Raw genomic sequence first — 25,857 nt, 5'->3', positions numbered from 1 at the left:
CACCTTTCCTATGAAACCACAAATACTCCTTTTATTCAACAAATTTCTAATATCTTATAATCATTAAAATAGGTTCTGCACCAATGCTTTTATCTCAAAATAACGCAAAAAAACCCCTCTATCAGCCTTGAATTGGCAGAGAGGGGATCTCATTTAATCTTATTAATTTAATAACTCTTTTATTAACCTATGAATAACATACTTAGATAAGTTAATGTTTATAATTGCGTCGCGTTGGAGGGATTAATGACAGCAGCAATCTGCGCCAAAATGGCATCCACCGATGCTGGGTCATTCACATCATACTCATCGATGTTCAAACGCAGTACCGGACAGGCAGTAAATTGATTAATCCATACCGAATAGCGCTCATGCATATGCTCCCAGTAGGAACGGTCGGTCTGAATCTCCATCTCCCGTCCGCGTTCCGTAATCCGATTCAGAATGGATGGCAGGCTGCCTTCCAGGTAAATCAGTACGTCCGGATGAGGGAAATACGGTGTCATCACCATAGCTTCAAACAAACTGCTGTACGTCTCGAAATCCGTAGCCGACATTGTGCCCTGATCCGCATGCATTTGTGCAAAGATACCTGTATCCTCATAGATGGAACGATCCTGTACGAATCCGCCGCCCAGTTCAAAGATTTTCTTCTGTTCCTTAAAACGCTCTGCCAGGAAATAAATCTGCAAATGGAAGCTCCAGCGTTCAAAGTCATGATAGAACTTCTCCAGATATGGATTGTGGTCGACTTGTTCAAGTGAAGTCTTGAAACTCAAACGTTCTGCCAGTGCCGCTGTCAGAGTGGATTTGCCCACCCCAACGGTACCTGCTACCGTAATTAATGCATTGGCCGGAATGCCATAGTTGTTCATGTGATATACTCCTTTACTTGATTAACAATCTGTTTGAAATGTTCGGGATGTTCTACAAAATCGAGCTGCTCCGCATTCACCTTAATGATAATTGGCGGATTCGGGCTGCTAGCCAGGTAGTCCATGCCTGTTTTATAATCTGCAATTAACTGCTCCATATAAGCGGGGTCCATATCCTGCTCAAAAGACCGTCCACGTTTGTTGATCCGGTTCATCAATGTATCGAGCTCAGCCTCAATATAGAGCACCAGATTGGGTTTCGGCAGATCATCCGTTAAGAGGTGATAGATTTGACGGTATTTGTCCCGTTTCGTGCCCTTTAAGGTACGATCGGCAAAAATCATATTTTTATAGATATGATAGTCCGAAATGACGGGTGTATTCTTCTTAATGTAGTGCACGCCTGTGTCTTCCAGTTGCTTAAACCGGTTACACAGAAAAAACATTTCAAGCTGGAAGCTCCACTCATCTATATCCTGATAGAAGGAAGCCAAAAAGGGATTCTCTTCTACAATTTCCTTGACCAGCGGAAGGTTCAATTCCTGAGAAAGCATCGTTGCTAACGTTGTTTTCCCCGCACCAATCGGACCCTCCACGGCAATAAACGGGGCTGATTTCATCGTGATTCAGTTCCTCCTCGTACTCATGCGTGTTTCCGTTTCTATATAGACCCCACCTATTGTATCACAGCTTGGATGATGGGAAGGCCAGTATTTTATGTATAAAATGAGTTTTATCTCTAAGACCAAGATATATAAAACAGCCTACAGGAGTTATATTCATTCCCATGATCATAATAACAGAAAAAGACACGATCGCTTATCTACGATCGTGTCTTTTGATTGCTTGGCGGCGTCCTACTCTCCCAGGACCCTGCGGTCCAAGTACCATCGGCGCTAGAGGGCTTAACGGTCGTGTTCGGGATGGGTACGTGTGGAACCCCTCCGCCATCGCCACCAAACGCGATTTGTCGAAGCATAGCTTCTTGAAATCATTGTAGAACTGAAAATCATACACACATTCTGTGATGTACCAATTTTCATTTCAGAGATTATTCTCTGAAAACTAGATCCGAAACGAAATGTGCGATTTAAAACGTGCATATTTGGATAAGCCCTCGACCGATTAGTACTGGTCAGCTCCATGCATTGCTGCACTTCCACCCCCAGCCTATCTACCTCGTCGTCTTCAAGGGGTCTTACATACTGGGAAATCTCATCTTGAGGGGGGCTTCACGCTTAGATGCTTTCAGCGCTTATCCCTTCCGTACATAGCTACCCAGCGGTGCTCCTGGCGGAACAACTGGTACACCAGCGGTACGTCCATCCCGGTCCTCTCGTACTAAGGACAGCTCCTCTCAAATTTCCTACGCCCACGACAGATAGGGACCGAACTGTCTCACGACGTTCTGAACCCAGCTCGCGTACCGCTTTAATGGGCGAACAGCCCAACCCTTGGGACCTACTTCAGCCCCAGGATGCGATGAGCCGACATCGAGGTGCCAAACCTCCCCGTCGATGTGGACTCTTGGGGGAGATAAGCCTGTTATCCCCAGGGTAGCTTTTATCCGTTGAGCGATGGCCCTTCCATGCGGTACCACCGGATCACTAAGCCCGACTTTCGTCCCTGCTCGACTTGTAGGTCTCGCAGTCAAGCTCCCTTATGCCTTTGCACTCTTCGAATGATTTCCAACCATTCTGAGGGAACCTTTGGGCGCCTCCGTTACTCTTTAGGAGGCGACCGCCCCAGTCAAACTGCCCACCTGACACTGTCCCCGCACCGGATTACGGTACCAGGTTAGAACCTAGATACGATCAGGGTGGTATCCCAACGGTGCCTCCACGCAAGCTGGCGCTCACGTTTCAAAGGCTCCCACCTATCCTGTACAGATCGTACCCAAATTCAATATCAAGCTGCAGTAAAGCTCCATGGGGTCTTTCCGTCTTGTCGCGGGTAACCTGCATCTTCACAGGTATTAAAATTTCACCGGATCTCTCGTTGAGACAGCGCCCAAGTCGTTACGCCATTCGTGCGGGTCAGAATTTACCTGACAAGGAATTTCGCTACCTTAGGACCGTTATAGTTACGGCCGCCGTTTACTGGGGCTTCGGTTCACAGCTTCGGATTGCTCCTAACCGCTCCCCTTAACCTTCCAGCACCGGGCAGGCGTCAGCCCGTATACTTCGCCTTACGGCTTCGCACAGACCTGTGTTTTTGCTAAACAGTCGCTTGGGCCTTTTCACTGCGGCCCCCTCGTGCTATTCACACTACCGGGGCACCCCTTCTCCCGAAGTTACGGGGTCATTTTGCCGAGTTCCTTAACGAGAGTTCTTCCGCGCGCCTTAGAATTCTCTTCTCGCCTACCTGTGTCGGTTTGCGGTACGGGCACCATCACCTGGCTAGAGGCTTTTCTTGGCAGTGTGAGATCATGACCTTCGCTACTATAATTTTCGCTCCCCATCACAGCCCAGCCTTAATGATGTGCGGATTTGCCTACACATCAGCCTCACTGCTTAGACGGACATCCATCAGTCCGCGTCACTACCCTGCTGCGTCCCCCCATTGCTCATAACGGCTTACGGTGGTACAGGAATTTCGACCTGTTGTCCTTCGACTACGCCTTTCGGCCTCGCCTTAGGTCCCGACTTACCCTGAGCGGACGAGCCTTCCTCAGGAACCCTTAGGCTTTCGGCGGATCAGATTCTCACTGATCTTTTCGTTACTCATACCGGCATTCTCACTTGTATAATGTCCAGCGCTCCTTACGGTACACCTTCAACCCTTATACAACGCTCCCCTACCCCTGATGCAAAGCATCAAGCCATAGCTTCGGTGGTGTGTTTAGCCCCGTTACATTTTCGGCGCAGAGTCACTCGACCAGTGAGCTATTACGCACTCTTTCAATGGTGGCTGCTTCTAAGCCAACATCCTGGTTGTCTGTGCAACTCCACATCCTTTCCCACTTAACACACACTTGGGGACCTTAGCTGATGGTCTGGGCTGTTTCCCTTTTGACAATGGATCTTAGCACTCACTGTCTGACTCCCGGAAGTAAGTCTATGGCATTCGGAGTTTGACTGAGCTTGGTAACCCTTGCGGGCCCCGCACCCAATCAGTGCTCTACCTCCACGACTCTGTTTTCCGAGGCTAGCCCTAAAGCTATTTCGGGGAGAACCAGCTATCTCCGAGTTCGATTGGAATTTCTCCGCTACCCCCACCTCATCCCCGCATTTTTCAACATGCGTGGGTTCGGGCCTCCAGTGCGTGTTACCGCACCTTCACCCTGGACAGGGGTAGATCACCCGGTTTCGGGTCTACGTCCACGTACTATGTCGCCCTATTCAGACTCGCTTTCGCTGCGGCTCCGGCTCTTCACCTTAACCTTGCACGGGAACGTAACTCGCCGGTTCATTCTACAAAAGGCACGCCATCACCCCTAAAACGGGCTCTGACTTTTTGTAAGCACACGGTTTCAGGTTCTATTTCACTCCCCTTCCGGGGTGCTTTTCACCTTTCCCTCACGGTACTGCTTCACTATCGGTCGCTAGGAAGTATTTAGCCTTGGCAGATGGTCCTGCCGGATTCATACGGGGTTTCACGTGCCCCGCACTACTCGGGATACATCTCGGAGGGAACAGACTTTCAAGTACAGGGCTTTTACCTTCTTTGGCGGGCCTTTCCAGACCTCTTCGCTTAACCGGTTCCTTTGTAACTCCATGTGAGATGTCCCACAACCCCAAAGAGCAAGCTCTCTGGTTTGGGCTTCTCCGCGTTCGCTCGCCGCTACTGACGGAATCACTATTGTTTTCTCTTCCTCAAGGTACTTAGATGTTTCAGTTCCCTTGGTATGCCTCTACATAACCTATGTATTCAGTTATGAGTAACTGGAAATTACCCCAGCTGGGTTTCCCCATTCGGACACCCCCGGATCAAAGCTTGCTTACAGCTCCCCGAGGCAGTTTCGTTGTTCGCCACGTCCTTCATCGGCTCCTAGCGCCTAGGCATCCTCCGTGTGCTCTTAGTAGCTTAACCATATCGCTCGTGTTCGAGCTGTCTCTTCCCTTGTTTTGCTTGCGCAAAGCCAAAAGTCGTTCCATTTCGATCACTCGCTCATGCAATCTACCTTATAAACACTTCACTTGTTTACACAAGATCAGCTTAAAGGAATGTTCTAATTCGCAAAATTTCGTTTCGATATCTAGTTTTCAAAGAACAAGCTCCATGCAAAAGCAAGCTGTTTGAGAGTTTGAGCTCTCAAAACTGAGCAACGAGTGAGTAGTATTTGCAGATCTAGTCTGCGTATTTGAATGTTTCCACTCGGGAAACGATTCTCCATAGAAAGGAGGTGATCCAGCCGCACCTTCCGATACGGCTACCTTGTTACGACTTCACCCCAATCATCTATCCCACCTTCGGCGGCTGGCTCCTTGCGGTTACCCCACCGACTTCGGGTGTTATAAACTCTCGTGGTGTGACGGGCGGTGTGTACAAGACCCGGGAACGTATTCACCGCGGCATGCTGATCCGCGATTACTAGCAATTCCGACTTCATGCAGGCGAGTTGCAGCCTGCAATCCGAACTGAGACCGGCTTTGTTGGGATTGGCTCCATCTCGCGATTTCGCAGCCCGTTGTACCGGCCATTGTAGTACGTGTGTAGCCCAGGTCATAAGGGGCATGATGATTTGACGTCATCCCCACCTTCCTCCGGTTTGTCACCGGCAGTCTATCTAGAGTGCCCACCCGAAGTGCTGGCAACTAAATATAAGGGTTGCGCTCGTTGCGGGACTTAACCCAACATCTCACGACACGAGCTGACGACAACCATGCACCACCTGTCTTGAATGTTCCGAAGAAAAGGTACATCTCTGCACCGGTCATTCAGATGTCAAGACCTGGTAAGGTTCTTCGCGTTGCTTCGAATTAAACCACATACTCCACTGCTTGTGCGGGTCCCCGTCAATTCCTTTGAGTTTCAGTCTTGCGACCGTACTCCCCAGGCGGAGTGCTTAATGTGTTAACTTCGGCACCAAGGGTATCGAAACCCCTAACACCTAGCACTCATCGTTTACGGCGTGGACTACCAGGGTATCTAATCCTGTTTGCTCCCCACGCTTTCGCGCCTCAGCGTCAGTTACAGCCCAGAGAGTCGCCTTCGCCACTGGTGTTCCTCCACATATCTACGCATTTCACCGCTACACGTGGAATTCCACTCTCCTCTTCTGCACTCAAGTCACCCAGTTTCCAGTGCGATCCGGGGTTGAGCCCCGGGATTAAACACCAGACTTAAATGACCGCCTGCGCGCGCTTTACGCCCAATAATTCCGGACAACGCTTGCCCCCTACGTATTACCGCGGCTGCTGGCACGTAGTTAGCCGGGGCTTTCTTCTCAGGTACCGTCACCTTGAGAGCAGTTACTCTCCCAAGCGTTCTTCCCTGGCAACAGAGCTTTACGATCCGAAAACCTTCATCACTCACGCGGCATTGCTCCGTCAGGCTTTCGCCCATTGCGGAAGATTCCCTACTGCTGCCTCCCGTAGGAGTCTGGGCCGTGTCTCAGTCCCAGTGTGGCCGATCACCCTCTCAGGTCGGCTACGCATCGTCGCCTTGGTGAGCCGTTACCCCACCAACTAGCTAATGCGCCGCAGGCCCATCCCCAAGTGACAGATTGCTCCGTCTTTCCAGTTCTCTTCAGGAGAAGAAAACAACTATTCGGTATTAGCTACCGTTTCCGGTAGTTGTCCCAAACTTGAGGGCAGGTTGCCTACGTGTTACTCACCCGTCCGCCGCTAACCATCAGAGAAGCAAGCTTCTCTTCAAGTCCGCTCGACTTGCATGTATTAGGCATGCCGCCAGCGTTCGTCCTGAGCCAGGATCAAACTCTCCAATAAAGTATTGAAAAGAGCGATAAGCTCATTTTGAAACTGACGAGATTAAAAATCTCATTTATTTTGCTTTGAAATCATACAGTCCGAAGACGTGTACCGATTTCTTAGCGTCGATCTCGCAAGCAAGATCGTTACTCACTCGTTGTTCAGTTTTCAAAGATCAAACTTGTTTTCGTTGCCGTCGTTGTTCTCTTCAGCAACTCTTATATATTATCACGTCCGAACCAACTTTGCAAGCTCTTTTTTTAAGTTTCTTTCGAAGCTTATTTCATTCGCTTACCGCACCGTGTTTCTCGTGTTTTCTTGGCCGGATTAATAATATATCATGTTCTAATACTAATTACAACCCATATTATAAATTAATTTTATTTCAATATATTTAGTTGATCTACTTTCCTATTATAAATGTCTCCAGCGGTTGTTAAGTTAACGGAATCTACGGAACCGCTCTATGCGTTCTATGGGATAGCCTATACTGGCTGTAATCCTAACGCCTAAGCTCAAATGAACATTTTGTCTTGTAGGGCCAGAAAACTTTTCTTCATTAATGTCACTACTTATTAAGTTAGCTTCATCTATATACTGTTGTCTTTCATTACAGTAATAGGATATCGTTCATTGATCTTTTCGTATTCGCCAAGTCTCGTTTAGAGTCATTTTTGCGTATTAATGTATTTCATATATGCGCATATCTTTATTTCAACATAAATCCCTCTCCCCTTTATGTATATACATGTTAGGCACAATTCACTTTTTAAAATGAAGGGACCTTATTCCTTTTGGCATTTAATTTCCCCAATCTTCAAAGAAATTACCGTTATAGATTTGCGCATTTTTTAATAATGAACACAATAATGAAAGAAATGAGGAAAATTCTGAAAACCTTGGTACTAAAGCATCATTTTCATTCAAAAACTAACATTAGTCTAACCCTATTACGATATATCACATGGATACGAAGCACCATACGTAGAGCGAACACGCATCCAGATGGTCATAATTAGAAAAAGGAGTGAACTATGTTGTTAAATAAGATAAGGTGGAGTACTCTTCCCTTCTTTGCTAAAAATCTCGTTATTTCATTCGGCAGTATTATGTTGATTGGGGTTATCCTCATTACTGCGGGATATCAACTGCAAAAGAATATTCTGAGTCAACAATTGTACGAGCAGGCTGAAGTTACAACACAGAAATGGTTTGATGATCTGGATACAGACAAAGTAATTGAAGCAGTAAAAGAGAAAAGTTATTCTGGACCTGTTCAGAAAGAATTAAGAGAATACCTGGATTCCATCCACGAGCTATATCCCAATATTGCACAAGCCTATATCTTCGGCACTGAACTGAAGGAAGGAAATCAAACGTCCATCATTGCGATTCCTACTAATTTGTTGGGGCCTTTTGAAGAAAGCAATATGGCAGCAGGTTCAATGTATCCATTACCACAGAAAAATGTTATAGCTCTTGAAGGTATGAAAAACGACGAGGAACCTGCATTAAGCAGCTTTTATACGGACGAATACGGTACTTGGACTACGATTATGTACCCTATTAAAAATGCCGAAGGAAAAATGTACGCCGCACTTTACTTCGACGTTGATGCAAACGCAGTTCCAAAAGGACTTCATAAGCTGATTACATACAGTAGTATTTTCCTTATCGGTTTCCTGGTCCTGTTTATGGTACTGCAGTTTATTCTATTAAAGAAAACACTTAAGCCAATCCGTGACCTTATGAAGGGTATTGAGACTGCAAGCGCAGGCAATCTGGATGTAACCATCCAAACCGGACGGGATGATCTGGGAATTATCAATGAAAAATTCAATACGATGATTCAGCGATTCAATGACACGATGTTCAAAGTCCAAACGACATCCTATCACCTCTCTGACTCATCCAAGAAATTACTAGATATTTCTGAGAAAAATAATGATAATATCCAGATGATCAGCAGCAATATTCGGGACATCTCTCACGGCCTTCGCTCCCAGGATCAGGCGAGCGTGGAAAGTGCCCGAGCAATGACAGAAATGTCTACCGTTGTGCAGACGATTGCCAGCAGTTCTGCAGATGTAGCGGATGAGGCATTAAGCATGGAACAACGTTCCAATACAGGTCATGAGATTATGCAACAAGTGGTTGAGCAGATGAGACTCATCTCTGGTGCGGTGAAACACACTTCGGAATCGATACAGTCTTTGGAAAGCCGCTCCAACGAAATTAGCAGCATCGTAAATATGATTACACAGATTGCAGATCAGACTAATTTGCTCGCCCTGAATGCTTCCATTGAGGCGGCTCGTGTAGGTGAGGAAGGAAAAGGGTTTGCGGTTGTCGCAGGAGAAGTCCGCAAGCTCGCTGAACAGTCCCAGGATTCTGCCAAACAAATCCGTACCTTAATTGACGGCATTCAGCGCGATATCCTTCAATCTGCCGAAGCTATGCAGCTTGGCTCCCAAGAAGTGGTGAAGGGATCTCAGGTCACTATGGAGACGGGGCAATTTTTTGAAGATATTTTGACAGCTACGAACAAAGTCGCTAACCAAATTCAGGATATCTCCAGTTCTACCGAAGAAATATCCGCCAGCACACAGGAAATGTCCGCTACTGCGGATGAGTTGTCTGCGAGCGTCAGCAAAGCAGCACATAGCAGCAAACAGATTGAGCAATCCATTGCCGAACAGGAATCATCCATGGCCTCCATTGTTGCTGCCTCTGATGAACTTTCGGCTGTATCGGGCCAATTGCAAGAACTGATCTCCTTCTTCAAAGTAAGAGCTAAATAGAGCTGAATACCAAGTAAACAATAAGAACGTTAATAACAAAAAAACCGAGATGCTTGAGGGTAATTCCTGCGTCTTGGTTTTTTGTTATTCGTTTAATATGATGCGCTTGCGATGAAATAAAAAAGAGACCATCCCTGTATTCAGGTCAGTTCCCTTCTCTACTCTATCTCGTGCCCATTTAAACGGACTTGTCACTTGAAGTTTCGGAGCCATCTTCTTTCATTCAAGCTGCTATATAATAGACTGTATTACAGATTTAAGAGATCTTATCCAGATATCGGGTGGGCAGATCTCTTATACCTTTATAACTTCACCTTTTATTTTCCTTGTAGGTACTTGTATATCTCTGATACTCTTTCTTTACCCGATCATATCGACCCTCACCCGTATAGAACACGATCTCTACAAAATGATCCTGTGCTTCTAAAATGGTGTGTAGCTGGACAATCTTACGTTTATTTACTACTTGGTACCCTTCCATCTGAATCCCCTTCAAACCATTGATTTCAACAGACGTGCGTTCTGGAACGAGAATGGAGTTCTCTGGATCAGCATACATTTCAGCGACATAACGTCCATACTCCTCTAACGTTAGATCGGAATCAGATTCTTCCTTTGGTTCGAGATATATCGACATGTAATCATTGTTTGCCTGCAGAGAGATATCCAGATCTGAACCCCGTAATTCAAAATCTTGAACTTCCCAATTAGATGGAGTACGGATCTGGAATTGAGAATATTTTCCTTGATGCGATGTAAGATCGGTCGATGAAAGGACAAGGTCTGATGGTTCATCATTCAATATCCCAAATTGTTGAGACATTTTTTCGAAAAATTCCCGGTCTGCTAACGTAAATTCATACATCGATGTATATGTAATGATATAAAAATGGTAGTTACTTTCTAGGTATGCTGTAATGTACCCGAATTGATTCCTCTCATAACTGGTTCTTCCTTCTTTTACGTAAGCCTTCTTTTTATCAATAGTTAGATTGCTGGTTCTGATGATCTCATCTTTCTTTCTCTTTGGGCCTTGTGTGGATTCAATATTTTTCTTGTGGATTGCCATGTAATCGGTCAATGACGTATCCGGTAAGTAGTCTGCCCGGTTCACTCGGTCGATTCGGATGGACTTCGTTCGATCCACTAGCGCTAACTTCAATAGTGATGGATTAGTAAGTTCTGTTGAAACCTTCCAATCCGAAGAGAGGGTTATCTCCACTTCCTTGTTCTTAGAAAAAATTGTTACAGGTGTTTCATTAACCGTCTTTTCCGAAGAAATGGATTTGGAAACCGCAGGAGTATTGGGAATACCCGACGAAGAGCTGCACGCAGTAAGCGTAACACCAACCATAAACAAATTAATTGTGTGTATCATTCTTTTATTGGACAATGACAAATCTCCTTTGTTCTAGGTAGTATATCGACACCACACAGGGGTAATTTACCATTTATATCGGCAATTTGGATATCACTTATTAGGCTCTGTTAAGCATAATTTTTTTAACGCATCAAGCCAAAAAAAAGAGAGCTGCCCTGTTTCAGGTCAGATCTCTTCTCCAACTTATCTCGTGCCCACTTACTGGGACTTGTCACTTGGCGTTTCGGCATCGGTTTTATTCTTTGTGCCTTTACTTTTATAAGGCTTCGGGGCACTTTTCGCCCGGTTAGCGGCGGCTTGCCAACGGTTCCAGCCTTTTTTGCCAGTACCACGGCCGGTACCGCCTTTTCCTTTTGCTTTGCTCATGTTATCACTCCAATAATCCTGTATATGCTTAAAAATGACCGTCCTCGGTAACTTATTATGCAACCCAGCCCATCTTCTTCACTTCCAGCTTTCTTATTATAACAAAAATTGACGTCTTTACGTTCATTTCCATAAATCATTGTATTGTTATTCTGTTATGAAAGCGGTATAGTGGACATAATTGAAAGAGGAAGCTGTGTCTTCTTCGGGATTGTTACTGGTAAGCAGGCGATACCCAAACAAAAGGCTGTCTAATAAGCCTTTGTTTGGGTTTTTTGTTATTATTACGAGCTATTGAGGTGAACACATACATGATCATCCGACAGATTTTCAACAACAACGTCATTCGCGCCGAGAATCAGGTAGGCCAAGAGTTCGTTGTCATCGGCAACGGTCTGGGCTTCAAGAAGAAGAATGGACAGCCCGTGGATGAGGATAAAATCGAGAAAACCTTTGTGCTGAAATCGGATAAAATACCGCAAAAATTGATTGACCTGATCGGTGAAACATCGGTTGAATATTTAAAATTGGCTGACGAAATTGTAGGCCATGCCAAAAAGGAAATGGGCGATATTTTTAGTGATAATATCTATATATCGTTAATTGATCATATTCAATTCGCCATTACAAGGTACCGCAAATCCGTCGGACTGAAGAATTCCCTTTTGTGGCAAATCAAGAAGTTTTACAAAAAGGAATTTGGGATTGGCATGAATGCAGTAGATCTGATTCAGGAACAATTCGGCATCCAAATGGATGAACATGAGGCCAGCTTTATTGCCATGCATTTTGTCAACGCTCGCCAAGATGGTCAGGGTATGAAACAAACGGTTGAAATTACCGAGGTTATTAATGATATTTTCAACATTGTCACCAATCATTACCACATCGCCCTGGATGAAAATTCATTTAATTATTCCCGGTTTATTACCCATCTGCAATACTTTGTGCAGAGAATGCTGAGTAATGAACAGGAGCAATTTGCATCGGGTGATAACTTCCTGTATGAGCAGGTTAAAGACAAATATGCCAAGGCTTTTCAGTGTACACAACTCATTAATCAATACCTTGAAGAGAAGTTTGAAAGCGCCATGTCCATTGATGAAAAAGTGTATTTGACGATCCATATTCACCGTGTCACTTCACGTAACGAAATGCTGGACGCTGAATAAAAAAAAGCTTGCAAACGATTTCGGCGTCATTTATAGTAGGTCTCACAACTTAACGACAAGGATTGTTACTGGTAAAGCAGGCGATACCTAAATGATTGGCAACGGGTCATCTTTCCGATGATCATAGCCATTCGTTTAGGTATTTTTTTGTTTTCAGGCAATCTTAACAACAAAGGAGAATGAACATGGATCATAAAAAAATGGGGGATGACATCGTTCGTCTCGTCGGCGGAGAAGCCAATATCAATGGTCTTGTCCACTGTGCAACCCGGCTGAGATTCGATCTGAAGGATTCGAAAAAGGCTGAACGCGAAACGCTTGAGAAACACGATGGTATCATTACCGTTGTCGAAAGCGGCGGACAGTTCCAGGTCGTCATTGGCAGCAATGTGGCTCATGTATATGCAGAGATCATGAAGAACAGAGATTTTGGAGGGGATTCTTCCTCATCTGCTGAGTCCACAGGAGAAAAAACATCGGTTTTATCCAAAGTTTTTGAAATTATATCCGGAAGTTTCTCACCTTTAATCCCGGCCATGGCAGGATCAGGTATGTTAAAAGCTTTGTTGACTGTGCTGACCATGCTTGGATGGATGTCTGATACAAGTGACACGTACCTGATTCTATCTGCTGCCGGGAACGCAGTCTTTTACTTCTTGCCTATCTTCCTCGGTATCACACTTGGTATGAAACTGAAAGCCAATCCTTATGTAGCCGGTGTAATTGGTGCCGCTCTGATGGAGCCGAACTTTACCGGACTGATGGATAAAGGCTCGGATGTATCGTTCCTCGGCATACCCGTTGTCATGATGAATTATTCAGCCAGTGTGTTCCCGATCTTCATATCGATTAGCATCTACGCTGTACTCGACAAACTACTGAAGAAAATCATTTTGAAAGATCTGCAATTGTTCCTGGTACCGATGATTGCTCTGATGATTATGGTTCCTTTGTCCGCAATGGCCTTCGGACCATTCGGCACCACGGTAGGTGACTGGATCTCCTCCGGCGTAACTTGGCTTATTGGTGTCAGCGGTATTTTGTCAGGAGTTGTACTGGGTGGATTCATGACCTTCATGGTTGTCTTCGGACTCCACTGGGGTTTCACACCAATCACGATTCAGAATATCGGGGTTGGCGGCGATCCGATTGAAGCCATGGCAGCTGCAGCTGTGTTTGCACAAATCGGTGTAGCATTTGGTATTTTCCTGAAAGCCAAAAAGAACAAAACCCTGCGAACCCTTGCAGGTTCCACCAGCCTTACCGGTTTACTTGCAGGTGTCACTGAACCGATCGTATACGGTCTGATCTTGCGTTATAAACGAGTGATTCCTATCGTTGTCATTGCAGGTGCGATCGGCGGTGCCATTAATGGTCACTTTGGCGTTAAAATGACTGCTTATGTGTTCCACAATATATTTGCCATTCCTGTCTATACACCAACGGTTGTCTACGTGATTGCGATTGCCTGCTCCTTTGCTGTAGCAGCGATATTGACCGTGATGTTCGGATATGAAAGCAAAACCAAAGACACAGCTTCCGAAAAAAATGAATCTGTCTCCAATACATCGACTGAAAGTACACCGGAAGAACTTCCTGTCGTACCTGAGACAAAAACAACTGAAATCAAAAAGGAACAAATTTATAGTCCTCTTACAGGTAAAGCTGTAGCCTTGAGCACCATTAACGACCCTGCTTTCTCAACAGGTGCCATGGGCAAAGGATTGGCGATTGTTCCTGAGATTGGTGAAGTCGTCGCTCCCGTGGATGGCGTTGTAACTTCACTCTTCCCAACTGGACATGCCATTGGATTAACGACCAACGCAGGTACCGAGATTTTGATTCACATTGGTATTAACACGGTGGCGCTGAAGGGAAAACATTTCAATCCTGTCGTTCAGGAAGGCGATATCGTTAGACAAGGCGATCTGTTGATCCAATTTGAAATCGATAAAATTAAAGAGGCCGGATACGAAACCGTGACTCCTGTCATTGTTACTCTCACGCAGCAGGAAGTGGATGTATTCGAAACGACTCAAGAGCATGTACAGAAAAACGATGTCCTGCTGACTTTGGTTGTCTAACTCTTGTCTAACTCAACTTATATCATATGTATTCAATTTAGGAGGAACTAACAATGAAGCATACTCAACTTAAACCATTTCCTAAAGATTTCTTCTGGGGAGGATCAACCTCCGCCTATCAAATTGAGGGAGCCTGGGATGAAGATGGCAAAGGCCCTTCTGTCATCGACATGGGCAATCATGTGGAAGGCGTAACCGACTTCAAGGTAACCAGTGATCACTATCATATGTACAAAGAAGATGTGGCCCTGATGGCCGAAATGGGCTTCAAAGCCTACCGTTTCTCCATCGCCTGGACTCGCATCTATCCGCAAGGAGCAGGTGAAGTAAATCCAAAGGGACTGGCATTTTATGATTCCTTGATTGATGAGTTGATTAAATACGGTATTGAGCCCATTGTGACCATGTATCACTTTGATCTTCCTTATGCGCTTGAAGAAAAAGGGGGCTGGTCCAACCGTGCAACGATAGATGCCTTTGAACAATATGCCAAAACACTTTATGAAAACTACGGTGACCGGGTCAAATATTGGCTGACCATCAATGAACAAAATATGCTAATCCTTCACCCCGGCTCTCTGGGTACCCTGGATACAACACTTGTTGATCCACAAAAAACTCTGTATCAGCAAAATCACCACATGCTGGTCGCTCAAGCCAAAGCCATGGTTCTGTGTCATGAGATGCTGCCTGAAGCCAAAATCGGCCCAGCTCCCAATATCGGTGTTATCTATCCTGCGAGCTCCAAACCGGAAGATACGCTCGCTGCTGATAACTATGCTGCCATTCGCAACTGGCTCTATCTCGATATGGCGGTATATGGACGCTACAATCATATTGCCTGGAGTTATCTCGAAGAAAAAGGATATACCCCTGTCATTGAAGATGGAGACATGGACATCCTGGCTCAAGGAAACCCTGATTTTATCGCTTTTAACTACTATACATCACAGACCGTTGGTGAAAGCCTGAATGATGGCAATGACTTCTCCCATACAGGAGACCAGCATGAAATCGTCGGGGAGCCAGGAGCTTACAGAGGATCTGTAAATCCAAATCTGCAAAAGACTGAATTTGGTTGGGAAATTGATCCTGTTGGTTTCCGCTCAACGCTGCGCCAGATCTACTCCCGTTATCATCTGCCATTGATCGTTACCGAGAATGGTCTGGGTGCATTTGATAAACTGGAGGAAGGCGACGTGGTCAACGACCCTTACCGCATCGAGTTTTTCAATAAACATATCGAACAGATTCAACTGGCTATTACAGACGGTGTAGATGTATTCGGCTTCTGCCCTTGGTCTGCGATTGATCTGGTCAGTACACATCAGGGATCAAGCAAACGTTATGGATTCATCTACGTGGATCGGGAAGAATTCGATATCAAGGAATTAAGACGTATCCGCAAACAGAGCTTCCACTGGTATCAAAAACTGATTGAAACCAATGGAGAAGTGCGTTAATACTGTGAAATAAAAAGCCAGTCGTTTACACATCGTTCATGTTGAAGTGACCCCTTAAAGTTAGACAAATATTTTTATGCAACCTGTATGGCATGAATTCGGTATTGTACCGGGCTCATGCCTTTTAATTTTGACTTAATGCGTTTGTGATTGTAGTAATCGATGTATTGTGCTAGTTCTTGCTTGAAGTCATCTAGACTTTCAAACTCATTAAGATAGAGAAATTCTGACTTCATAATGCCAAAGAAGTTCTCCATTACTGCGTTATCGTAACAATTTCCTTTGCGTGACATGCTCTGGATAATCGCCCGTTCCTTCAAAGCATGTTGATACTGCTTCATCTGGTAGTGCCAGCCTTGATCCGAATGCAGGAGGAGCTCATCCTCGTTGGATAAGCGTTTAAAAGCTTTATTTAGCATGTCGGAGACTAATGAATAAGTAGGGCGAGATCCTACTGTGTACGTGATAATTTCACCGTTAAATAAGTCCAGAACAGGTGATAAATAAAGCTTTTCTCCAAACAACTTAAATTCCGTAATATCGGTAACCCATTTCTCATTTGGTTTTTCTGCTTGAAAGTTACGATCCAGTACGTTTGGTGCAATGTTACCCACTGTTCCTTTATAGGAACGATATTTTTTCATACGCACTACTGATTTCAGGCCTAATTCTTTCATGATACGCTGTACTTTTTTATGGTTAACTCGGTGTTCACGATTAACTAGTTCATCACGGATACGACGATAGCCATAACGCCCCTGATGTTCCTCGTAAATGGATTGAATAAGGAGTTTCAGGTCTGCGTCTAGATCGGGCTTGTCAAACTGTTTCACCCAGTAATAGAAGGTGCTACGTGGGACTTCAGCGAACGCTAGCAATGCAACCACCGGGAATTCAAGCCTTAATTCATAGACTACTTGCGCTTTGTCTTGTTTGGTGATTTTTCCTTGTTTTGAACTAAGGCATTCAACTTTTTTAAATAGGCGTTTTCCATACGCAAACGTTCTAATTCAGCTTGTAGAGCTTCAACTGATTCATCGCCAGGTTCTAGCTTCTTCGTCATATTTTTGTTCGTATTTTTCATGAGTGGACGCCCCTTTTTCTTTGATTTCAGGCCGTCCATTCCATCCTCATTGAATTGAATACGCCATTTTCTAATAATCCTAGGAGAGGGTATATTGAAAATGACCGCAGCTTCATTTGGAGACGTCCCATTCTCGTTTATATAGGTGAGTACGTCTAGTTTAAATGTCTTAGTTAAGCTGTATAGCTCTTTTCAAAAGCTTTGACGCCGTGATATTCGTATTGCCTAATCCACATACGTAAAGTTTCATGATTTATCCGTAATGATTTTGCAATACTTTTGACTCCTTCAGTACCATTCTGATATCTATGAATGGCTTTCAATTTCTCATCTAAACTGAATTTAGGCAAAAAAACTGCACCTCCATTGTTAGTCGTGTCTAACAAATGGGGTGCAGTTCATGTGTAGCCGACTGGCTTTTTGTTTTGGTTCACTCACTCATTCATATTCAAATCAGGATTACATCTCTGCTTTGGCGTTGCCTGTGGAGTTAACTCCTCTTAACACCCGCAGAGATAACAGGAAACAGATTGCCAGAACAACAGCTGCTGAAACGTAAGGATAGTTGATATTCACATCAAACAGTGCTCCCGCTACAATTGGACCTGCGATATTCCCCAAACTTGTGTAGGCTGAGTTCAATCCGGCCACAAAGCCTTGCTGTTCTTCCGCCAGTTTGGACATCTGCGTACTGATTGCCGGACGCAATATATCCATACCAAGGAAGACGATAAACGTTACGACAAGAATCATCCAGTAGGTGTTCACAAACAAGGTCAACAGTACAAATACGGCTACAAAAAGCAAGCAGACCGAAATGACTTTTTTCTCACCAAACCGGTTTAACAGCCAGCCAATCATGGAGACCTGCACCACAGCTCCCGCAATGGAACCAAACGTAATAATGAATGCAATATCCTTGGTGGTGAAGCCAAATTTGTGATCCACAAACAGTGAAAATACCGTCTCATAGTTAGCCAGACCAAACGCCATGACAAATACGATAATCAAACTGAAAAAGTAAGGCTCCCGGTACGAATGCAGCAACTGGGAAACCATGCCCGGGCTTTTGACCTTCGCTGCACCCGCAACAGGTTTGCTTTGCTCTCCGGTAATTCTGGTCGATTCCGGCAAAATAATCAATGTAATGATGGATGCCAGCAAACCTGCAATACCTGCGGCATAGAAAGGAATCCGAATGCCAAAGTCCGCGATATATCCGCCGATCCCCGGACCAATAATAAATCCTGTAGTAATTGCCGCATTGATTAATCCCATGCCTCTACCGCGTTCTTCATCTGTCGTAATATCTGCGGTATACGCCATAACTGCCGGGAAGATCATTGCTGCACCGATTCCGCCAAGCATCCGGGCCGCGAAGAGCAGCGATGGTGCATTCACAGCACCAAACATAAACTCCGATACAGCAAAGATTAACATGCCGCCAACAATAATTTTTTTACGTCCCAAGATGTCAGACCAACGGCCCGCAACTGGAGAAAACAGAAACTGCGTGAAGGAGAATGCTGCTACCAGCAAACCAACCGTGAACCCAGTGATATGCAGTAGATCCATGTACGCAGGCATAATAGGTACAACAAGACCTATACCTGTAAAAACGAGAAAAATATTAAACATTAACAGCAGCAATGCGCCCCTGTTCCGTGTAAGTAATGCCATGATTCCATCCTCCGTAGTTGTCAAAATGTTGCCTTAAGCTTTATCTTTTGCTATTCCATATAAGAATACGCTAGCCGCCTGGCGGTATAAGGCAAGAGCCTGTTCTGGCTCCATTCCGCGCGACAGCTGACTAAGTCCAATAATGGTGCTTTCCAGAATGAGCGCAAGATTGTCTGCGTTGTCTGCCTTGAACTCTCCGCTCTCTATCCCCTGTTCCACCAATTGTTTGTTAAATTGAATATGCCGCTCAAACATCAAAGATATTCGTTCTTCAATATCATTTTCTTTCTTTTCCCCGGTAAAAAACTCATCTGCCGCCTTGGTTAGCGGGTGATTCATATCGTCGAGGATTAATTGTTCTGCCAAGCCGTAGATCTTCTCCGTAGAAGTATGATACAGATGCTCCTTGGCCGCCCAATTCTCTTCCCATTCCCGATCCCACTCATCAATCAGATACAGAAAGAGGCCTTCCTTACTTTTAAAATGGTAATAGATATTGCCTTTGCTACTGCCTGTCGCAGCCACAATATCTTCAATGGAAGTTGCTTTATACCCTTTTTGCACAAAAAGAGCTCTTGAGGCATCCGCAAGTTTCTTCTTGGTCTGCTCGGTTTGAATTTGCTTTTTATTCATACTCATCCATTTCACTCCGCCTCTTGCATACTGAACGTTCGTTCTGTATTTTAACAGAACCATCACACTTAAGCAATCAAAAAGGAGAATCGGCTTGGTGCCCATTCTCCCTACATAACTTTTATTTCACTTTTTTTCCTTGACCATGAAGTATTTTCAGTTGTCCATTTTCATAACCGACTTGATACGTAACTTTATATTTCGTGGTGACCAATTCACTGTCTTTTCGTTCATCCGCTGTAATAACCGCAGTGACCTCTATTTCATCATTTGACTTATCTGAGGACGAAACTTCGGCAATGGTAACATAACTGGTGTTGATGTAACCTTCACGGAACTTGGCATAACTTATACCGCTCTGCCACTCACTGCCAAGCAAGGCATAGGCGGTAACATAGTCATTCAGATTCAGGTTCATATAAAATTCGGTCACCAGACCCTCCGCTTCCAAAGAAGCTGAGTCTGCTCCCGATCCCTGACTGCCACTCGTCTGAACCGCTGTTTTAGACGATGATGGTTTCTCAGACCAGGCCTGGACCTGCTTCAATACACTAGTGATAGGAATGCTGAACCCAATTCCACCTTCCTGCTCCACAACGGCTGAATTAATGCCCAATACTTCACCGGTTTCTGCACTGATCAGTGGGCCACCGCTGTTGCCGTGTGTAATAGGCGCCGAGATTTGATACAGATTACTATAGATATACGGGGCAATTTCGAAGCTGCGGCCAACTCCGCTGATAATGCCTGTAGTTACGGTGTTCTCCAGACCCAGCGGACTACCCAGAGCGAGAATCTCATCACCCGTCTCCGCTTTGGATTTGGCGATAGGTAGCGGTTTAACTTTTTTCAGATCAGGCACCCTGACGACAGCAACATCCGTCTCTTCTCCAATCCCGATAACGGTTCCCTTATACTCCTCATGATTCAGGGTTCGAATCGTTACTTCTTTCGACCCCTCCACCACGTGAGCATTAGTTACCACATCCCCCTGATCATTGTAGAGAAAACCGGAACCCAGTCCGCTGCTGCTCTCAATCGTAACCACTTTCTTCTGACTCTCTTCAATAATCTGTTTACGTGTTTTCTTCACGGCTGTCTGGGAGGACGGTTTAGACGCTGTGGTTGCCGTTTCCTTCGTAGTGACAACAGCCAGTCTTGGTCCATCCTGCAGTTGATCTGCTGAATACTGATGAATCCAGAACACCCCTCCTGCTCCCGCTCCAATAATAATTGCACTGGATATAATCGTACTCCATGTTCGTTTGGCCATTCCAACCTGTCCTCCTATTCCAGATACCACGTTGCGTTCACTACAGAAACTTCAGCTTCCTCGTACACACCGTAATAATACGTTTCAAAAAATCCCTGATCCCCTACATCAAGCCAGCTTGGATACACATCCGCATAGGTTTGACCGAGATATGCCCCGTCTGAGCTGTAGATGTCCAGCATAACCGTCACGGAAGAGATAGGACGAGTGGCATTATTCACGATTGAGCCGCTTATATACAGATCGCCATACATATCAAGCGTCGCTTCTACGTCTACAATACTCACCGCTGCTGTGCGGTTTTTCAGGTCTTCTTCTGCCGCTTGTTGCTCAGCAAGTTGAATTCGTTCGGCTTCTGCTTTTTCAAAAGCCTTCTTCTCACTCAGCACCCGTTCGCGATATGCTGTCAGTTTGTCATCCTCGGGCGCGTAGGACAGTCCCAGATCAACGGTTTGCAATGCAGCCGTAAAATCCTTTTTCTTCACTTGCTGTTCAGCTTGCTTATAGCTAAGGCCAGCCAGCTTGTCGATGATTTGTTTCTGAACCGCCTCTGCTTCCTTGCCTTTCAATTTCGATACCGTGTCCAATTTCTCAGCAAGTGCCTGTACGGTTGTCAAACTATCGATTTCTTTCTTTACCTTCAGGACAGCCAGTGTCACCTTGTTGTTGTTTAGAGTCGTACGTACCTTGGCAAATACCGGTTCTTCTCGCTCTTTCAACACTTTCACTACAGCCTGAAGTGTCTTGTCACCTGCAGCAAGTTTTCCCGTTTTCAAACTTGTCGCAGCTTCGTTCAGCTGATTCATTAGATTGAAGGCTTTGGCTGTAATTTGGCGATCCTGCACAAGTCCATCAACATTTGGCCGTTTCGCAAGAGCCGAGTCCAGAAGTTGAAGCGCCTCTTGATATTTTCCCTCCAAGGCGGCCTGCTCCGCCTGTTGATGCAGTGTTTTTACCTCCGCATTGATGCCCATCTCCTGCTTGTAATAATAAGTCAACAAGGCCCCCATCACCGCTGCCAGAAGCAGTGGAATAATCCAGCTAAATGCTCGGCCTTGTGCCGTGTTGCTCTGCTTCGGTGCAGACTGATGCTGTCTGGATAACTGATCTAATGCTTTGCCCGTTCCACTTTCCAGACCAACTGCTGTTTCTGCCCAAATCTGTTCATCTGTAGAGCTTGAATCTTTTAATTTCGTTCTACACTTTCTACATGTGCTGTCCCCTGGATTGCTTTTGGTCCCACATACGTGACAATACACCCTGATCCCTCCATCAAAAAGAACGTATGTATACTATGCTATTTATACATGAATCGACACTTATCATATAGTAAAAAGGTAAATTACACCATATGTTATTGGGATATATGAACGCAAAAAGTGCCTCCCTGTTAATAGGAAGGCACTGACAAATGTATTCTATTCTTGCGTAGGAAAGCTACTTAGATCCATATAGGAAACTTCCCATAGATGATCATCCGGGTCCTGAAAACTCCACCCATACATAAACCCATGATCTTGAGGATCATTATACGGCTTGCCGCCAGCATCCAGGGCAGCTTGTACAATCAGATCGACTTGTTCACGACTCTCCACCGACAAGGCTACGATGACTTCCGCCGTGTCCGCCGCGTTGGATATTTTTTTCGAAATAAAAGATTGAAAACGATCCTCCACCAGCAGCATCGCATAGATGTTGTCTCCAATGATCATGCAAGTCGCAGACTCGTCTGTAAAATTCACATTGAACTCAAACCCTACTTTGGTAAAAAAATCAACGGACCTCTTCAAATCCTTAACGGGCAAATTAACAAAAATCTGCTTAGCGCGAACAGCCACCATCGATCACCTCAATCTAATAGAATGGATTTCACTTCAAATTAACATCTCGCGTATACGCTGTCAATTCATTATAATAACGATATTCCAAACTGTGAGGTGACACGGATGTTATTCCGAATCGTTCGAAGTAATTAGTCGTCGGGCTGGGTCAAAACGCGTACCAGCTAACATGGGATACGTCTGCCCTTTTGAGCCTGTTCGGCATCTAATCGTAACGATTTGGTACAACATCTGTCTAGAATCAAGAACTCACATTGGAGGAATCATATAATGAAGAAAAAGATGGACTATACTACTTTTTACGAACGTATTGGGCAATTGAATGGCTGGGACTTCAGCTCCCTGAAAGTGACTTCAGAAGGCATCGAATGGAATTTCTACGAGGAAGTTATACGCTGCACCGAACCGTCTGATCTATTGCTTGATATTGGTACAGGTGGTGGAGAAGCTGTTCTTTCCATCTCGAATGCCGCACTGTTATTGGTTGGAATCGACCTTTCCCGGGGAATGATTGAGACTGCCCAGCGTAATCTTAAGGCATCTGGTTCCAGGTCGAATGTCCGTTTTGTGCATATGAATGCAGAGCAACTGACATTTCCAGATCAATTCTTTAATGTGGTTTCCTCCAGACACTGCGACTTCTGCGCTACAGAAGTATTCAGGGTATTGGCTGATGGCGGTGTATTCCTTACCCAACAAGTCAGTGAACATGATAAATGTAATATCTCCAAGGCTTTTGACCGTGGACAATCGCTGGGCGTTCAGCCTGGCACATTAATGGAACGATACAAACGTGAACTTCGCGAAGCGGGTTTTCGTGACATTGAGGCACACGAATATAATGCAACAGAATATTACGCCACGCCTGATGATCTGCTTTTCCTACTGACCCATGCACCGATCATTCCCGGTTTTGGAGAGAAGGAATCCGACTTAGAGCATTTCCAACAGTTTGTTGAGCAAAATCGCTGCGATAAAGGGATTCGAACGAACTCGGCACGTTTTATGCTGACAGCTCGGAAATAAATCTTATAACATAAAGGCAAAATAAAGCCCATCCACCATTTTAGTAACATGAATGGTGGATGGGCTCTTCAAATACTAAAGATACATCGTAAATCGCAAATCAATTTACTGCGTTACTCCCTTTTTCTCCAGGAAAGGCTTTAATTTATCCAAAACATAATAACTGCCGCCTCTTCCGTTCACTTGTTCAATGACTGCGGCTATAAGGAAGGATGGTGATTCGGTATCAAACACCACAACAAAACCGTTCTCCTGTCCTTTTTCCCCCTTCTTGGCCTTAAGCTCGGCAGTCCCTGTCTTAGCCGCCAGTCCTTCAGGGAGTGAGTTCAAGGAATGAGCCGTTCCTCCCGATCGGGTCACGACCTCGCCCAAGGCATCCTTAACCGTATTTGCGACTTCAGGTGTAATCACAACTTCCGGTTCGGCGGTTTCCTTTTCCTCTATCAGTACAGGCTTCACCATTTTTCCTTCATTAATAAAAGGGGTGAAGGAGGATGCCAGATGGATCGGCGACATCAACATTTCTCCCTGTCCATAGGATGTGTCAGCGAGCAGTACCTCGGATGACAAATCGAGATGTGCCTCGTTTGCATACTGACTTGGTTTCAAATACAGTTCATCCAGTCCAAAGTTGTCTCCAAAACCGAACTTCTGAATGCCATCTATGAACTTGGCGCTGCCCATCTCAACAGCTTCCTTCGCAAAATAAATATTGTCTGAGTAGACCAGCGCATCAACCATGTTCACCGGGGATACACTTTTCACACGTTTCACATAGTAACCGCCCCAGCTCTCATCCTTGCGCCATTGCAGACCAGAGATATCATGCGATTTGTCCGCTGTGGTAACCTTCTCCATCAAACCTGCCGCTGCCGTAATGGCTTTGAAGGTTGAACCTGGTGCATAACGGTTCGTAAACCGATTGATAAAAGGAAGCTTTTCATCTGCTGAATAGGCATCCCACTCTGCCTGTGTCAGTCCCGTAACCATCTTGTTCGGATTATAGGCAGGCGCACTTGCCAGTGCCAGCAGATTACCATCCGTTGGGTTCATCAGCACCATTGCTCCGGCGTCACCACCACTCGATAATGTCTTATACAACTTGCGCTGTTGCTCAGAGCTTATCGTCAGTTGAATATTCTCTCCATCCACTGCATCCTTTCGAATAAGCTCAGAGCGAGTGTTTCCAGATTCATCGGTGATCTCGATCAGGCCACCTCGTTCGCCGCGAAGCTGTTTCTCTAAGGATTGCTCCAGTCCGGCTTTGCCAATCCAATCTTCCGCACGATAGTATCCTTCCGTATCTTTCTCCAAATCTTCCTTGGTGGCCTTGCGCACATAACCGATTAAATGAGCAGCAGCCTCACCAAGAGGATAATATCGTATTTCCTTGGATTGAACTTGCACACCAGCCAGTGCTGTAGGCACCCGGGAGTCCTCTGTTGAAGCAATCGGGACAAAATATTCCGGCTTCACCCATTTCTGTGCAAGTGCGGTGTTAATCATAGCTTCTGTTACTTTGTAATGCTCCGCGATTCGGGCGATCACCGGCTCCGGATGTTCTCCTAGCTTCTCAGGTACGATGCCCCATTCATATATATTTCCCTTTGTTGCGAGGGGCAGCCCTTCACGATCAACAATGTCTCCTCGTTCCGGGAAAAGGGTTTTCACCCGAACTTTGCTTCCCTTGACCATGTCAGTCAGAATCATGGATGGCTTCCAGTTGATCCGCCAGACTTTGCCACCCTCCTCAAGCTCTTCACGCACCAGTTTCAGTGTATGCGTCTCGTCCACTTCCCCGAGGAAGGTCGTTAACTGCAGACTGTAGTCCACTTCGTAGGCATCCGGATTTTGGTTTTGGTTTTTATTTTCATTACCAGTGCCGTCCGATGCCTCTTCGATTACTTTCGGTTTCAATTCTGCTTTAATCGCAGAAACCTCCATACCCGAATAGATTGCATTGTATTTTTCCACAAATTGTTCACGGTTCATGCCGGACTCTGTCAATGAAGCAGGCGTCATCAGGGTATACAGTTGATCAAATTCTTTCTTTTGCAGATGCTCTATGTACTGATTAACGGTTACCTCAGGCTTTACTTCCTCTGTTTTGCTATTCTGCATGTATAAGTACATTCCGATTCCACCGGCAAATAAGATGGGAAGCAGTCCATAAATAATTTTACGTTTCGATTTCATGATCACATCACCTCTAATATACACTATAGATTTCCAGCCTCAATTAAACAATGGAACAAATCTGACGAATTTATCATTAAAAATAGCCGAAAGCTCACATAATATGTTT

The 25,857-nt window shown here is 45.1% G+C and carries 15 protein-coding genes, 3 rRNA genes and 1 pseudogene; 5 read left to right on the top strand and 14 right to left on the bottom strand.

The window, feature by feature from the left end:
• Positions 1-218 precede the first annotated feature (218 nt).
• The 5 genes from PTQ21_RS09580 to PTQ21_RS09560 form a co-directional block, all read right to left on the bottom strand.
• A complete protein-coding gene (locus tag PTQ21_RS09580) occupies positions 219-875 on the bottom strand; it encodes a deoxynucleoside kinase (protein ID WP_063568457.1) in 657 nt (218 codons plus the stop codon).
• A complete protein-coding gene (locus PTQ21_RS09575; RefSeq protein ID WP_063568458.1) occupies positions 872-1,495 on the bottom strand; it encodes a deoxynucleoside kinase in 624 nt (207 codons plus the stop codon). The genes PTQ21_RS09580 and PTQ21_RS09575 overlap by 4 nt, the downstream gene beginning before the upstream one ends.
• A gap of 224 nt (positions 1,496-1,719) precedes the next feature.
• Positions 1,720-1,836, bottom strand: a 5S ribosomal RNA gene (gene rrf / locus PTQ21_RS09570).
• A gap of 144 nt (positions 1,837-1,980) precedes the next feature.
• A 23S ribosomal RNA gene (locus tag PTQ21_RS09565) occupies positions 1,981-4,907 on the bottom strand.
• A gap of 306 nt (positions 4,908-5,213) precedes the next feature.
• Positions 5,214-6,766: ribosomal RNA gene (locus tag PTQ21_RS09560) — 16S ribosomal RNA — on the bottom strand.
• Together the 16S, 23S and 5S rRNA genes form the textbook arrangement of a ribosomal RNA operon.
• A gap of 1,016 nt (positions 6,767-7,782) precedes the next feature.
• On the opposite strand from PTQ21_RS09560, the gene PTQ21_RS09555 reads away from it, so the two are divergent.
• A complete protein-coding gene (locus PTQ21_RS09555) occupies positions 7,783-9,549 on the top strand; it encodes a methyl-accepting chemotaxis protein (protein WP_072735888.1) in 1,767 nt (588 codons plus the stop codon).
• 310 nt (positions 9,550-9,859) lie between these two features.
• On the opposite strand, the gene PTQ21_RS09550 is transcribed toward PTQ21_RS09555, so the two are convergent.
• Together PTQ21_RS09550 and PTQ21_RS09545 are read right to left on the bottom strand one after the other, a co-directional pair.
• On the bottom strand, positions 9,860-10,942 hold the full coding sequence (locus PTQ21_RS09550; RefSeq protein WP_274569650.1) for a hypothetical protein: 1,083 nt from the start codon (positions 10,940-10,942) through the stop codon (positions 9,860-9,862).
• Positions 10,943-11,128: 186 nt separating this feature from the next.
• Positions 11,129-11,296 (bottom strand): DUF3934 family protein, encoded by a 168-nt coding sequence (locus tag PTQ21_RS09545; protein ID WP_064506465.1) that lies wholly within the window; start codon positions 11,294-11,296, stop codon positions 11,129-11,131.
• 311 nt (positions 11,297-11,607) lie between these two features.
• Between PTQ21_RS09545 and licT the strand changes: the two genes are divergently transcribed.
• The 3 genes from licT (at position 11,608) to PTQ21_RS09530 (ending at position 16,015) form a co-directional block, all read left to right on the top strand.
• Positions 11,608-12,468: a BglG family transcription antiterminator LicT gene (gene licT / locus PTQ21_RS09540; protein WP_274569649.1), complete on the top strand. Its 861-nt coding sequence runs from the start codon at positions 11,608-11,610 to the stop codon at positions 12,466-12,468.
• A 185-nt stretch (positions 12,469-12,653) separates the two neighbouring features.
• Positions 12,654-14,552 carry a beta-glucoside-specific PTS transporter subunit IIABC gene (locus tag PTQ21_RS09535; RefSeq protein ID WP_063568381.1) on the top strand — a complete coding sequence of 633 codons (1,899 nt, stop codon included), beginning with the start codon at positions 12,654-12,656 and terminating at the stop codon, positions 14,550-14,552.
• A gap of 53 nt (positions 14,553-14,605) precedes the next feature.
• Complete coding sequence (locus PTQ21_RS09530; RefSeq protein ID WP_079697248.1) at positions 14,606-16,015, top strand: glycoside hydrolase family 1 protein; 1,410 nt, start codon at positions 14,606-14,608, stop codon at positions 16,013-16,015.
• Between the two features lie 74 nt (positions 16,016-16,089).
• Here PTQ21_RS09530 and PTQ21_RS09525 read toward each other — a convergent pair.
• From PTQ21_RS09525 to PTQ21_RS09500, 6 genes and pseudogenes are all read right to left on the bottom strand, one after another.
• Positions 16,090-17,449, bottom strand: a pseudogene (locus PTQ21_RS09525) (IS3 family transposase).
• Between the two features lie 109 nt (positions 17,450-17,558).
• Positions 17,559-18,779 (bottom strand): MFS transporter, encoded by a 1,221-nt coding sequence (locus PTQ21_RS09520; RefSeq protein ID WP_274569648.1) that lies wholly within the window; start codon positions 18,777-18,779, stop codon positions 17,559-17,561.
• A 33-nt stretch (positions 18,780-18,812) separates the two neighbouring features.
• Positions 18,813-19,412, bottom strand: a complete 600-nt coding sequence (locus PTQ21_RS09515; protein WP_063567182.1) for a TetR/AcrR family transcriptional regulator — start codon at positions 19,410-19,412, stop codon at positions 18,813-18,815.
• Between the two features lie 121 nt (positions 19,413-19,533).
• Positions 19,534-20,685, bottom strand: coding sequence for a S1C family serine protease (locus PTQ21_RS09510; protein WP_063567172.1), 1,152 nt, complete (start codon positions 20,683-20,685; stop codon positions 19,534-19,536).
• A gap of 14 nt (positions 20,686-20,699) precedes the next feature.
• Positions 20,700-21,944, bottom strand: coding sequence for an FxLYD domain-containing protein (locus tag PTQ21_RS09505; RefSeq protein WP_274569647.1), 1,245 nt, complete (start codon positions 21,942-21,944; stop codon positions 20,700-20,702).
• A gap of 159 nt (positions 21,945-22,103) precedes the next feature.
• Positions 22,104-22,523 (bottom strand): VOC family protein, encoded by a 420-nt coding sequence (locus tag PTQ21_RS09500; protein ID WP_063567181.1) that lies wholly within the window; start codon positions 22,521-22,523, stop codon positions 22,104-22,106.
• A gap of 273 nt (positions 22,524-22,796) precedes the next feature.
• On the opposite strand from PTQ21_RS09500, the gene PTQ21_RS09495 reads away from it, so the two are divergent.
• Positions 22,797-23,552, top strand: coding sequence for a class I SAM-dependent methyltransferase (locus PTQ21_RS09495; protein ID WP_274569646.1), 756 nt, complete (start codon positions 22,797-22,799; stop codon positions 23,550-23,552).
• Positions 23,553-23,657: 105 nt separating this feature from the next.
• Here PTQ21_RS09495 and pbp4 read toward each other — a convergent pair whose 3' ends face one another.
• Positions 23,658-25,748 carry a penicillin-binding protein PBP4(5) gene (pbp4, locus tag PTQ21_RS09490; protein ID WP_274569645.1) on the bottom strand — a complete coding sequence of 697 codons (2,091 nt, stop codon included), beginning with the start codon at positions 25,746-25,748 and terminating at the stop codon, positions 23,658-23,660.
• Between the last annotated feature and the right edge of the window lie 109 nt (positions 25,749-25,857).

The sequence above is a fragment of the Paenibacillus marchantiae genome (assembly GCF_028771845.1).
In the GTDB taxonomy this organism is placed as follows: Bacteria; Bacillota; Bacilli; order Paenibacillales; family Paenibacillaceae; genus Paenibacillus; species Paenibacillus marchantiae.
This window is presented reverse-complemented; position numbering and strand designations above follow the sequence as displayed.